The organism is Arthrobacter echini (assembly GCF_008107445.1).
GTDB classification, from domain to species: Bacteria; Actinomycetota; Actinomycetes; order Actinomycetales; family Micrococcaceae; genus Arthrobacter_D; species Arthrobacter_D echini_A.
Genome location: NZ_VSLD01000003.1, coordinates 122538 through 135635 on the forward strand (window position 1 = coordinate 122538; position 13098 = coordinate 135635).

The 13098-nt window shown below is 68.7% G+C and carries 9 protein-coding genes and 1 pseudogene; 7 read left to right on the forward strand and 3 right to left on the reverse strand.

Annotated features, from left to right (window positions below):
* Nucleotides 1–42: 42 nt before the first annotated feature.
* From FQ377_RS07615 to FQ377_RS07635, 5 genes are all read left to right on the forward strand, one after another.
* The gene (locus FQ377_RS07615) at nucleotides 43–2127 is read left to right on the forward strand and encodes a putative bifunctional diguanylate cyclase/phosphodiesterase (RefSeq protein WP_187393293.1); all 2085 of its coding nucleotides are present in this window, start codon (nucleotides 43–45) and stop codon (nucleotides 2125–2127) included.
* Nucleotides 2128–2224: 97 nt separating this feature from the next.
* A complete protein-coding gene (locus tag FQ377_RS07620; RefSeq protein WP_148600660.1) occupies nucleotides 2225–3448 on the forward strand; it encodes an AI-2E family transporter in 1224 nt (407 codons plus the stop codon).
* Complete coding sequence (locus tag FQ377_RS07625; RefSeq protein WP_148600661.1) at nucleotides 3445–4419, forward strand: D-2-hydroxyacid dehydrogenase; 975 nt, start codon at nucleotides 3445–3447, stop codon at nucleotides 4417–4419. The genes FQ377_RS07620 and FQ377_RS07625 overlap by 4 nt, the downstream gene beginning before the upstream one ends.
* 274 nt (nucleotides 4420–4693) lie before the next feature.
* Complete coding sequence (locus tag FQ377_RS07630) at nucleotides 4694–6058, forward strand: HNH endonuclease signature motif containing protein (protein ID WP_148600662.1); 1365 nt, start codon at nucleotides 4694–4696, stop codon at nucleotides 6056–6058.
* Nucleotides 6059–7360 (forward strand): glycosyltransferase 87 family protein, encoded by a 1302-nt coding sequence (locus tag FQ377_RS07635; protein WP_148600663.1) that lies wholly within the window; start codon nucleotides 6059–6061, stop codon nucleotides 7358–7360.
* Here the strand turns inward: FQ377_RS07635 and FQ377_RS07640 are convergent.
* Nucleotides 7347–8204, reverse strand: a pseudogene (locus FQ377_RS07640) (NAD-dependent epimerase/dehydratase family protein); the annotation flags it as partial. The gene FQ377_RS07635 and the pseudogene FQ377_RS07640 sit on opposite strands and share 14 nt — an antisense overlap.
* Nucleotides 8205–8376: 172 nt before the next feature.
* Here FQ377_RS07640 and FQ377_RS07645 point away from each other — a divergent pair.
* Nucleotides 8377–8889: an SRPBCC family protein gene (locus FQ377_RS07645; RefSeq protein WP_148600665.1), complete on the forward strand. Its 513-nt coding sequence runs from the start codon at nucleotides 8377–8379 to the stop codon at nucleotides 8887–8889.
* A 30-nt stretch (nucleotides 8890–8919) separates the two neighbouring features.
* On the opposite strand, the gene glsA is transcribed toward FQ377_RS07645, so the two are convergent.
* A complete protein-coding gene (gene glsA / locus FQ377_RS07650; protein WP_148600666.1) occupies nucleotides 8920–10734 on the reverse strand; it encodes a glutaminase A in 1815 nt (604 codons plus the stop codon).
* 59 nt (nucleotides 10735–10793) lie between these two features.
* The gene (locus FQ377_RS07655) at nucleotides 10794–12227 is read right to left on the reverse strand and encodes an APC family permease (RefSeq protein ID WP_148600667.1); all 1434 of its coding nucleotides are present in this window, start codon (nucleotides 12225–12227) and stop codon (nucleotides 10794–10796) included.
* A 198-nt stretch (nucleotides 12228–12425) separates the two neighbouring features.
* On the opposite strand from FQ377_RS07655, the gene FQ377_RS07660 reads away from it, so the two are divergent.
* The gene (locus FQ377_RS07660) at nucleotides 12426–13094 is read left to right on the forward strand and encodes a pentapeptide repeat-containing protein (RefSeq protein WP_187393294.1); all 669 of its coding nucleotides are present in this window, start codon (nucleotides 12426–12428) and stop codon (nucleotides 13092–13094) included.
* The last annotated feature ends 4 nt before the right edge of the window (nucleotides 13095–13098 follow it).

Genomic DNA, 13098 nt, shown 5'->3' on the forward strand with positions numbered 1-13098 from the left:
CTCCGCCACGCCCGTCGACCCGCTACCATCCATGCTAGGAGAGTGTCACCGCCACCCCCGTGGGCTGCTGCGGTGGACTCGACGAGGAGGGGAGACCGCATGTACCGGGCGGACTGGCCGGACGTCGACGGAACCGGCGTGCCCGAGGACCTCTTCGTGAGGGCCCTGGAGGCCACCTCGGAGGTCTCCATGATCACCGACGCCGAGCAGAACATCCGGTACGTGTCGGAGATGTTCGTGACCATCACCGGGTACTCGCGGGAGGAGGTTCTCGGCCACAACTGCCGCATGCTCCAGGGCCCGGGAACGGACCGCGGGACGACGGCGGCCATCCGCGACGCGCTGGTCTCCGGAACACCGTTCGACGGCGAGATCCTGAACTACCGCAAGGACGGCTCGGCCTTCTGGAACGCGCTGCGCATCACCCCGCTCTATTCGCCGGACGGCGAGCTCACCCATTTCGTCAGCGTCCAGCGGGACATCAACACGCGGATGGCCCTGCTGGAGCAGCTGAGGTTCCAGGCCCTGCACGACCAGGTCACCGGGCTGCCGAACAGGGTGGAGATGGGAGCGCGTATCGGGCAGCTCATGGCCGCGCCACGCCCTGCCGAGACGGTGGACGCCGTGGGAGTCATAGACCTCGACGACTTCCGGATTATCAACAACACCTTCGGCCACGCCGCCGGCGATCTGCTGCTGCGCGCGTGGGCCCTGCGGCTCCAGAGCCGGCTCCGGGACGAGGACTTCCTCGGCAGGATGGGTGGGGACGAGTTCGTGGTCATCTTCCGTGATGTCCCGCGCAGCGGCACGCGTGGGGAGTTCGAACGTCTCCTCGAACCGTTGAGCGACGCCATCGATTCACCGTTCATGATCGACGGCGACGCCGTGCTGATCGGCATGAGCATGGGCATAGCGCTCGTGACGGACGGCGTGACCGACGCCGCGGACATCCTGCGGGCAGCCGACGAGGCGCTCTACTCGGTGAAGCAGCGCAAGGCGGACAGGACCCAGTGGTGGGAGCTCGGCGCCGATGACGGTGTGCAGGCCTGCCCCTCCCGCTCGGAGGGATCCAGAGGATCCGAGGACACCCGGGGCGAGGCCTGCCGACGGGCCCTGGACACCGGGCTGCAGGTACATCTGCAGCCCATCATCAATCTGCGCGAGGGGACGGTGCATCTCTTCGAAGCCCTTGCGAGGCTCGCCCTGCCGGACCGGTCCCTGCTGGCCCCCGCCGAGTTCCTGCCGCATCTGGCCGTCGCCGACATCGACCGGCTGTTCCGCCTGGTGCTCGACCAGGCGCTGGCCCAGTTCGGCCGATGGAGCAGCGCGGGCGTCCCGGCCGAGCTGTCCGTCAATCTGCCGCCCACCGCGTTGGATTGTCCGGACCTGATCGACTTCCTGAGTGATCGGCTCGCCCACCACCGGATGGAGCCGCGGCGGCTCACGCTCGAACTGCTCGAGTCGGGGAATCTCGACTCCGACGCGCAGCGTGATGTGCTGCTGCGGATCGTGGGACTCGGCGTCGGCCTGGCGATGGACGATCTCGGCGCCGGGTACAGCAGCCTCAAGCGGCTCTCCTCGCTCCCGTTCAGCACCATCAAGCTGGACCAGGACCTGCTCGCCGATATCCACAGCAGGCCCACCGACGCGCTGAGCATGATCGCGGCGATGATCCAGCTCGGACGGGATGTGGGGATGACGGTGGTGATCGAGGGCATCGAGGAACGGGGTGTGGCCGAGGCAGTCACCGTCCTCGGAGCAGCGCTCGGCCAGGGCTTCTACTTCAGCAGGCCGCTTCCCGCGCACGAGGTTCCGGCTTTCGTGGCCCGCTTCAGCGAGCGGCTCGACCCAGACCGGTTCCGGACCCACCTCGGAGCGCTCGCGTACCACTGGCAGTTCGCGCGTCTGGGTTCGCCGCATGCCCGGGCCCTGGACGTCTGTCCGCTCAGCCATTTCCTCTCGGCCGTCGACGCTCCCGCCGACGTCGAACGCTGGCATGCACAGCAGCACGACGGGCGTGCGGTGCACCTCGGCGCGGGGCGGCTCATGGTCGACTGGTTCGTGCAGCAGGTGCGTCGTTCAGCTCCACTGGCCCTGCTCGCGCCCGGTCCGCTGACGTTCTCCTGAGACCGCGCACACCGGCGTCCGCAGCACGAGCCTCGGATTCCGCGCGTCGTGCGCGAACCGGCGCGCCGAGGGACGGTGACTAGGGCAGGATGGCTAGGTGACACCAGCAGAATCCGGTCCCCCGGATCGCCAGCCGCCGATCCTCCCTTCGTCCGCCGAGCCTTCACCGGGTCCGTCGGAGGGCAATGAGCGGCACGGGGCATCCACGGCCAGGCGCTTCCGCCCGAATGCCATGGCGGACGGGCTGAAGGCCAGCGCAGCCTGGACCGCACGCGGGATCATCGTCCTCGCGGGGCTCGTGATCCTCTGGTACGTCACGGGGGCGCTCTGGTCGATCGTCCTGCCCACGCTCTTCGCGCTGCTCCTCGCCTCCGTGCTGTGGCCGCTCAACCGGGTGCTGCGGAAGATCCTTCCCAGGATACTGGCGTCGCTGGTGACACTGCTCGGGTTCATCGGCGTCGTCGCCGGGATCGGCGCGCTGACCATCCCCACGATCGCCAGCGGCATCACCGAACTCACGGCCCTGGCCCAGGAGAACGTCCGCGACATGGTGGACTTCGCCTCGGGGCTGCCCCTGGATCTCGATTCCGCCAATCTGGACCGCCTCGTGGACACCGCGCTGACCGAGTTGCAGTCCAACGTGGGGAACATCATCAGCGGTATCACTGCCGGCCTGAGCGAACTCACCTCCGGGACCATCGTGGTGCTGCTCTCGCTCGTCTTCACTTTCTTCTTCCTCAAGGACGGCGACCGCTTCATGCCGTGGGCGTCGCGCTGGACGAATTCCACCGCGTACGGCCACGCCGCGATGATCGCGAACGGGACCTGGAAGGCGCTGTCCCACTACATCTTCGCCCAGGCGACCGTCGCCCTGGTGGATGCCGTGTTCATCGGTCTCGGCCTGGTGCTGCTGGACATTCCGCTGGCCATCCCGCTCGCCGTGCTGGTCTTCTTCTCGGCGTTCATCCCGGTGGTCGGTGCCGTGGTCTCAGGACTCGTCGCGACGCTCGTGGCGTTCCTCGCCTACGGCTGGGTGAGCGCGCTGCTCGTCCTGGGACTGGTGGTGCTGGTCCAGCAGCTCGAGAGCAACTTCATCCAGCCACTGCTCGTCGGGAGGACCCTCGAGATCCACCCGGTCGTCGTCCTCGCCTCGGTGACCGCGGGAGGCACGCTGTTCGGGATCGTGGGGGCCTTCTTCGCGGTCCCGACGACGGCGGTGGCGATCGTCGTCCTGCAGTACCTCCGGGACCAGTCGATCGAGCAGCATCCGGCGGCCGCAGGGCCCGAGGAGGATCCCGGGCCGGCGGGAGCTGCCGGGTGACGCGGCGGCCGGTGATAGCCGTGCTCGAGGGTGCCCACCCTGTGCGGGGGCTGGAGCGCGTGCAGGAGCTCGCCGAGTTCCGCGTGGTGCAGTCGGACGGCTTGGCGCGGGCCCTCGACGGCGCTGATGTCCTCTATCTCTGGGATTTCTTCTCCGGCGCGCTGCCGGCCGCCTGGCACGCCGCCGATTCCCTGCAGTGGCTGCACTGCGCTGCGGCCGGGGTGGACAGGCTCCTCTTCCCCGAACTGGTGGCCTCCGACGTCGTCGTGACCAACGCCCACGGCGTGTTCGACCAGCCCATGGCGGAGTACGTCCTCGGAGCCGTGCTGCACGCAGCCAAGGGCTTCGGGCCCCTGCGGGACCAGCAGTCGCAGCGGGACTGGATCTGGCGGGAGGGCCGCAACATCGCCGGCACGCGTGCCCTCGTGGTCGGCACGGGCAGCATCGGGCGCCACACGGCCCGGCTCCTGAGGGCCGTAGGAATCCGGGTGGAGGGTGTGGGACGGGTTGCCTCGGAGCACGACGACGACTTCGGCCGGGTCCATGCTGCAGCTGACCTGGCCCGCGTGGTCGGCGACGTGGACTGGTTGGTGCTGGTCGCCCCGCTGACGCCCGCCACGGAGAATCTGATCGACGCGGACGTCATGGGCGCGTTGCCGGAGTCCGCCGTGCTCATCAACGTGGGCCGAGGCAGATTGCTCGACGAGGAGGCACTCGTCGCCCGGCTGCGGGACGGGACGCTCGCCGGCGCTGTGCTGGACACATTCGCCGTCGAGCCCCTGCCGCCGGACAATCCGCTGTGGTCCCTGCCGTCGGTCCTCATCACGCCCCACATGGCGAGCAACGCCGACTCCTGGCTGGACGATCTGGCGGCGCAGTTCGAGCGGAACCTCCGGTTGTGGCTGGCCGGCGAGCCGTTGCCCGGCGTCGTCGACAAGGTCCTCGGGTACGTCCCCTCGATCCGCCGCTGACCGCAGCGCTCCAGCAGCCGCACGGGCTCACGTGGTTCCGGACAGCGGACGACGGATCCATCGATATTCAATCCTGACCCGGCACCTGCGCCAGTGGGTGCCGTTCAGCTCCGCACGCTCGGCCGTCAGCACCACGACGATCTCCAGCGCCCGCCGCTCACTGCGCAGGGGTGCTGCTGTGCTTCGGCAACGAGAAGATAACGCTTGCTGATTCTTCCACGAAATTAGTCCATATATTCTATTTTTGTCGGAGGTAGCTGGGAAAATCGTTGCTATGGAGCACATCGCGGAGGCGGGTTCGGAGCAGTTGGACGCTGTTCTGGACCTCGTCGCTGCTCTGGCGGTGAGGGTGAGGGGTAACGCCTCCGAAGCACTCGACGTCGTATCCCGCATCGACGCACTGTGCGACCGTCTCCAGGGCGTCCGGATGGACCTGCTGCACGAGGCACAGGTGAGTGGTGAGCCAGGACTGAGCGCGGCCGAGCGGCTCCATGCGACCAATCGGGTGTCGCTGTCCTCCTCGCGTCGCGACGTGCGATTGGCTTGCGACCTGTCGGACCGGTTCTCCCTGATCGCGCAGGCGTGGCGCGACGGCGTGGTGTCGGGTCAGCAGGCCCGCGGGATCGTCGCGGGGCTGAAGCACTTGCCCGTGGCGATGACCCGACTGCAGCTCGATGCCTGCCAGACAGAGCTCGTCGGTTTCGCCGATCGACTGGATCCCGACGAGCTGCGCGTCGTCGCCGAGCGGATGGCCGAGGTGATCGACCCGGAGCGGGCCGAAGCGCTGGAGGCCGACCGCATCGAGCGCGACGCCCGGATCGCCCACGCGCGGCGCGCTCTGGTGGTGGTGCCGGATCATCAGGGTTCGATGCTGATCCGCGGCCAGGTGCCGATCGCCGACGGGGAATTGTTCCTGGCGCAGCTGACGGCGCTGACGCCGTCGGCCGCCTCCTACCGGTTGACGGGTGAGCTTCCGGACCGGTCGGCGCGGAGGGCCGATGCCCTGGTGCGGTGGTGCGGCATCGCCGCCGCCTCGGGGCAGCTTCCGGCCACGGGCGGAGACAGACCGCAGGTGCTGGTGACCCTGGGCCTGGAAGCGTTGGTCCATGGGATGGGTGCGGGCACCATGCTGGCTTCGGGGGAACCGCTGTCCGCGGGGGAGGCCCGGCGCCTGTCGTGTGACGCGCACATCACCCCCACCGTGCTGGGCGGTGCCTCGGAAGTGCTGGACGTGGGGCGGACCCATAGGTTCTTCACCAGGCCCATCCGGGCCGCCCTGGTGTTACGCGATCAGGGATGCGTGTTTCCCGGTTGCGATGCTCCTCCTGCTGCGTGCGAGGGGCACCATACTCGACCGTGGTGGAGCGGTGGGACCACCTGTGTCTCGAACGGGGTTCTGCTGTGCCCGTACCACCACCGCCTCGTGGAACCGGATCCGAACAGGTCGGCCCAGGTGCAGTGGCAGATCCTGATCGACCCCGGAAATGGCTTGCCGTGGTTCACCCCGCCCCGCCAGATCGACCCGGCGCGCGCCCCACGACTGCACCACCGCTTCCTGCTCAGGGGCACGGGCCCGCCTCCTTCCCAGGAACAGGACTGGGCCCGTAGCTTGCCGCAAGTGGCGCGCGATCCGCAGTGAATGACAGACTTGCGCCTGCCGCCACCCGCCGATCAGGAGTCCTCCGTGCGTATCCGCCCGCCCCGACCGGAGATCCGGAACCGCGCCCGCCCGGTCTGGTTGTTCTTCGCACTGATTCATGTCGGGTTCCTCGCACGCCTGCTGCCCTTCATCATCGGCGGGGGGGTGCTCAGTGACATCCGGTTCTACCGCGAGTGGGCGTATCAAGCACTGAACGACGGCGTCTGGGAAGGCATCGACACGGCCTGGGTCTATCCGGTGGGAGCCCTCGCGCCCATGCTCGTCGCCACGATCCTCGGCCCCCACCTGTACCAGCTGGCCTGGTTCGTCCTCTTCGCCGCGCTGAACGCCGTGGCCACGGCGGTCCTCGTCCGGCGGGGTACACCGTCGTCGTGCACCGCCGCCTACTGGTGGCTCGGCGTGACCGCGCTCTTGGGGCCGGTGGCGGTGGGACGGATCGACGGTCTGACGGCGCCAATGGTCATCACCGCCCTCCTCGTCATCGCCACCCGCCCTTCCATTGCGTCCCTCGTGCTGAGCGCGGCGACCTGGATGAAGGTCTGGCCCGCCGTCGTCCTGCTGGCCGCGCTCGTCGTCCTGCGGAAGTCACGCCTGGCCCTCCTGGCTGCCGGCGCGGCACTGACGGCCGTCATCGCCGTCGTCGTGGGCGTCTTCGGGGACATCCGCCATCTCACGGGGTTCCTCAGCGCCCAGGGAGCCCGCGGCATGCAGCTCGAAGCGCCCCTGAGCACTCCCGGGGTGTGGCAGGCGATCACGGGAACCTCGGGCGCCTACTTCTTCGAGGACGAGGTCATCAACACCATGGAGGTCCGCGGGGCGCTGAGCGAAGTGGTGGGGGCCCTGATGACGCCGCTACTGGTCCTCTCGGTGGTCCTCATCGCCGTTGTCCTCGCGGTCGCGAGGCATCGTGGCGTTCCCGGCGACGCCCTTCTGGCCACGGGGTCGCTGGCCCTCGTGAGCGCCCTCGTGGTCTTCAACAAGGTGGGCTCGCCGCAGTTCATGCTGTGGATCGCGGCGGTGATCGGAGTGGGACTCGCGCTCGGCCAGGCTGCGCGGTGGCGGTACCCGGCGATTGCGATGCTGGTGACCGCGGGGCTGACAACGCTGGTCTACCCGATCTTCTACGACGCCCTGCGCTACGATCTGCAGCCTGCTGTCGCCGTGCTGCTGACACTGCGCAATCTGCTCGTGGTCAGCATCTTCGTGTGGTCACTGGTGCGGCTGGGCCGGTTGGCCGCGCGGCGCCACGCGCCTGCCATCGTGCGCCCTAGGGGTGCCTGACACCCTCTTCGGCCAGGACGGCCCGATACCCCTGGCGATACGTGGGGTAGGTGAAGGAGAAGCCCGTGGAGCGCAGGAGACTGCTGTCCACGCGGCGCGCGCCACCCCGGCTCGACGGCGCATCCCCGCGTGGGGGCTCGGCCACTCCCAGTTCCCGGGCGAGGAACTGCAGCACCTCGGCCAGATCCACCGGCTCCTCGTCGCTTCCCAGGTAGATCGGTGCCGGGGAATCGACCGCGGTCACCAGGTGCACGATCGCCGCAGCCGCATCATCCCGGTGGATCCGGTTCGTCCACTGGATCTCGCCGGGCAGGACCGCCGAACCGCCGGTGATCTGATCGATGAGCCGGGTACGCCCCGGCCCGTAGATCCCCGACAGTCGCAGCACCACACCGCTGCCGGGGACGCGCTCGAGGAGGACCTGCTCGGCGGCCCTGACCTGACGGGCCGTCGGGCCGGCACTGTCGGCCGGTGACTCCTCTGTGACCCAGCCGCCGTCGAAGTCCCCGTACACCGCCGTCGAGGAGACGAAGAGGACGCGCCGCGGCCTGACGCCGTCGCGCTCGAGGGCGTCGAGGACGTTGCCCGTCGCGTCCACGTAGGCGCTGCGGTAGGCAGCCTCCGTGCGCTCCCCGGCGGCGCTTGCGATGACGACGACGTCGGTGTCGTGCGGGATGGTCGGCAGGTGTTGGGTGAGGTCGACTGCGACGCCCTCGATGTCGGACGGCAGGTGCTGCGGGGAGCGCCGCCAGCCGATCACGCGCTCGCCCGTAGCCGCCAGGCGCAGCCCCACCTCGGTCCCGAGATCTCCGCAGCCCGCTATCAGCACCGTCATTGCGTGTGTCCCGTCCTCGGCTCCCTGCGGTCCGCCCTGGCCGCGCCGAGGCCAGTCTAGGTGCTGCGGCACCACGCCCGACCGGGGATGGACCCGGCGTCACGTGCTTCCGCCCGTAGACTGACCCGCGACCGGGACAAAGTGGTCCGGCAGCAGGATGCGCGGGAGACCAGGGGTAGGCATGGGACGTACGGGACGAACCACGTCGGTATCTGACAGCATCGTGATCGACCGGTCACCGCTGGAGCTGTACGGGATGGTCGGTGACGTCACGAGGATGGGCGAGTGGAGCCCCGAGAACAAGGGGGCCAGGCGTCGGAGCGGCGGCGCAGCCCGGGTGGGGGACGAGTTCGTCGGGTGGAACACGCGTGGCCGGGTCAGCTGGAGCACGCTCTGCACTGTCACGCGCGCCGAGCCGGGCAGGGAATTCGCCTTCCGCGTCCATGAGATCGGCGGCCCGAAGCGCCGCGTGTCCGCCCGGATCGCCACCTGGCAGTACACCTTCGAGGACCACGACGGCGGAACCCTCGTCACCGAGACCTGGACGGACGACAGGCCGTGGCCCGACGCCGTCGCCCGCGTGTTCGATCACCTCGCCACCGGGGGCAAGACCTTCGCGGCATTCCAGCGCGGCAACATCCGGCGCACCCTCCGGAGGCTGAAGGAGGTCGCGGAGGCCGACGTCGTCCGCTGACCGCGCCGCGCACCTGACCGGGCGTTCCGCTCAGTCGCGCATGCGCACAGCCGTCTCACGCAGATACAGGTCCACGCGGGCATAGGCGTCGCGGGTGAGCGCTTTCCAGAGTTCCGCGGCGAGCCGTGGATCCTCCTCCTCGATCTCCTGGATGGTCTGCGCGGTGAGGATTTCCACCCGCGAACGCTCCAGGGCCTTGACCGTGGTCTCCTGGCGGTCGTCACTGCCGAGGGCCAGCTCGCCGAAGGTCATTCCGGCGCTGAGTGTGCTCAATTTCAGGCGCTCGCCGGTGGGTCCTGGCGCAGAGGTGAGGATCTTCCCGGACACGATGAAGTACACGCCGCCGAACGACTGCCCCACGCGCCGGACCACCTGGCCCTTCTCGTAGACGCGTTCTTCCATCCGATGGGTCAGGGCGGCGATGTGGGCCGGCCTCAGCGGACTCAGCGCCGGGCATTGGCCCACCTCCACCTCGGTCGGCATCAGCAGATCCTCGCCGTACCGCCCGATGAGCTCGTTCTCGCACCACTCGATGGCAGCGGTCCGTGTGTCGAACGTGGGAACCGGGTGGTCGGCGTCGCTGAACGTCTCGGTGAGCGTACTCTCGCGGTCGATCAGCACCAGTTCGCAGCCCGCATCGAGCAGATTCTGGCGGGCCTCGCCGAGCAGGCGGAGGGAGACGTCGGCCACCTCGTCCACGCGGCGCAGATCCAGGACCACGTAGGTGATGTCCTCGGACAGGCTGCTGAGTTCGCGCACCATCGATTCCGTCCCGGCGAACAGCAGGTCGCCGTTGAGCTCGATCACCATGGCACGGTGCCCCTCCGCGCGCAGCACCTCCACGGCCTCGTCCGTGCGCCGGATGCCCGACGGTGCGGCCGTGATGTCGTAGGTGGCACGGATCGCGGAACGCCCGGCCCGCGCCGCCCTGACGAAGTGCAGCTCCATGTCGCGGGACAGCCGCTGGCTCGCGGCCACGCCACGGACGCTGCTGCCGTGCTCGTCCAGGGGCGGGGAGTAGACGGCCAGGCCCACCTGACCGGGCAGTACGGCGATGGTCCCGCCGGCCACACCGCTCTTGGCGGGCATGCCCACGGTCGTGAGCCAGGCCCCGGCGTCGTCGTACATGCCGCACGTGGTCATGACGGAGAGCACGCGCTCGACCGGGAGGAGGTCCATGACCTGGACGTTCGTCAGCGGGTTGCGGCCCGAGTTGGCGAGCGTCGCGGCCATGACCGAGAGGTCCATGCAGTTGACCATGACCGAGCACTGGCGGAAGTAGTCCTCGACCACCGGGGTCGGATCGTCCTCGATGATGTCGAAGGAGCGCAGCAGGTAGGCCAGTGCCCGATTCCGGTGGCCGTGCTCGAGCTCGGAGCGGAAGATCTTCTCGTCCACGCCGAGCTGCCGGCCGGCGAACTGCGAGTAGATGTTGGCGATGCGCTTGAAACGGGTGTTGCCTCCGCGGGATCGGATGAGCGAGGTGGCCGTCAGCGCGCCGGCGTTGATCATCGCATTCGACGGGCGGCCACTGCCCGGAGCGAGCGAGATCTCGTTGAACGAGTCACCCGATGGTTCCACGTCGACCTTCGCATCGACGGCGTCCATCCCCAAATCGGACAGCGCCAGGCCGTAGGTGAAGGGCTTGGAGATCGACTGGATGGTGAACTCCTCACGCGTGTCACCGATCTCGTACATGTACCCGTCCACCGTAGTGAGGCAGATGCCGAAGTTGTCGGGGTTGACCGCCGCCATCGCCGGGATGGTGCTGTAGGGCTTCCCGTCCCGCAGTTCGGAGATCTCCGCGTGGATGAGTTTCAGATAGTTCTCGATCGGAGATTCCATGCTGTCCAGCCTAGGGTGCCGCGCGGTGCGCTCCGGCCGTCCTCCTGCAGCGGTGCAGGTCAGCGCCGCTGGGCCAGCCGATGCAGGAGGCGATCCTCGGCGTCGGGGCCGGCAGCGATCCCGCGGGGAATACGCAGCAGGAAGACGATCCCGAGCACCCACCACAGACCGAACAGGATCCACGGGGGAGGCGTGAGCGCCGCGGGCATACCCGGCAGGTACAGGCTGAGCAGGCCCACGCACAGGACGGCGGCGAGCCAGCCGATCATCTCGCCGCCCCTGCCGCGTCCGCCGACCCGCAACGGCCGGTCCATCCCCGGCTCGCGCCGCCGCAGGATGACGAACACGAGGGAGACGAGGATGTAGGCCAGCACGATGCTGGGGGCACCGGAGTCGACGAGCCAGCCGAGCATCTCGGTGCCGAAGAAAGGGGCGGCGAAGGAGAGTGCGCCGATGAAGACGAGCGCGTTGACCGGCGTCCGGTAGCGCGGGTGCAGTACGCCGAACCAGCGCGGCAGCATCCCCGAGCGCGCCATCGAGTACATCAGTCGGGAGGCTCCCAGCAGCAGCGAATTCCATGACGTGATGATGCCGGCGATCCCGCCGGCGATCAGCACGTTGGCCATGAGGTCGGAGCCGAACATGGTTCCCATCGCGTCGGCCGTCGCGATGTCGGCGCCCGCCAGGTCGGCGGCAGGCATGGCCGACGACGTCGTCAGGATGGTCATCACGTACCAGAGGGTTGCGAGGATCACGGCGACGACGACGAGGCGCCCGATCTGCCGGGCCGGGATGTCCACCTCCTCCGAGGACTGTGGAATGACGTCGAAGCCGATGAACAGGAAGGGCACCACGACCAGGACGGAGAAGAAGCCGGAGGTGCCTCCCGTGAAGAACGGCTGGATGTTCGCCGGCGACCCGCCGGTGATGCTGCCGAGGATCAGGATCAGTCCGATGACGAGCAGGAAGACGACGACGAAGGTCTGCGCCGTCCCGGCGATCTTCACGCCGCGGATGTTGATCACGGTGATGACGACCGCTGCGAGTGCCCCGACGAGGGCCCAGGTGAGATGAACCTCGTCGCCGGCCACGGTCCAGAGCGGGATGCGGCTGAGATCGGGGAAGATGTACTCGGCGGTCCGGGGCAGCGCCACGGCCTCGAAAGCGACGATGGTGACGTAGCCGCCGGTGATGGCCCAGGAGCCCACGAAGGACCACCGCGGGCCCATACCGCGGAGCAGGAAGTTGTGCTCCCCGCCGGCCTTGGGCATTGCTGCTGTCAGTTCCGCGTAGGTCAGGCCGACGACGCCCATGATCACCCCGCCCGTGATCATGGCCAGCACAGCTCCGCCCGTCCCGGCCGAGGCTATCCACCCTCCCGTGAGCACCACCCACCCGAAGCCGATCATGGCGCCGAAGCCCAGTGCGAGGGCGTCCCAGTTGCCCAGGACCTTCAGGAGGGAGTGTTCCTCGGTGGTCTCCTGTTTCGACATGACCGTTCCGTTCTCGTGTTGGCCCCGCCGACGTTCGGCAGCGGCTCCCGGGCCGGGTGCACCTACTGTAGGTCCGCGGAGGCTGCGGTGGAAGGTCGCGACGATCGACGCCAGCACGACCCGGAGACTCGGCCGGGTGGTTTGATGGACACGCCGCTGCCCCGCCGGATGCAGCACCCTGATGATCGGAGCGAAAAGATGCCACCGCGACCACGCGGCGCCACCCAGGCGCCTCGGCTGTCCCTGCGACCGCCCCGGGGAATGACCGTGGTCGCGGAGCCCCGCCTGCTTGACGGCGACCACCGCGAAGGGGAGCACTATGAGCGGCTCACCCTCGACGGCAGGGATCTGGCCGGAATCACGCTGCAGGAGTGCATCCTCGACGGAGTGTCCCTCGACGACACCGAGCTGCGCGGCGCTCGCTTCATCGAGTGCCGCATCGAGGATCTGTTCGCCCCGGTCTTCCGCGCAGCGCGCAGCAGCTGGCGCGAGACCTCCCTACGCAGCACGCGCTGGGGTTCGGCCGAGCTCTACGACAGCCGGTTCGACGGTGTCCACCTCGACGGCGGCAAACTCGACTACGTCAATCTCCGCAGCTCCCAGCTGACCGATGTGCTCATCAGCGGCTGCATCATCGGGGAGCTGGATCTCTCCGGGGTGAAAGCCACGCGCATGGCCCTGCAGGACTGCACCCTCGGGACGCTGACTCTCGACGGTGCGCAGCTGAAGGAGGTGGATCTGCGTACGAGCAGCTTCCGCACCATCAACGGGCTCGATGGTCTGCGTGGTGCGACCGTGGACGACTACCAGCTGCAGCTGCTGGCGCCCTATCTCGCCGAGAGCATGGGTCTCCGGGTCGAGGGGTGAATGG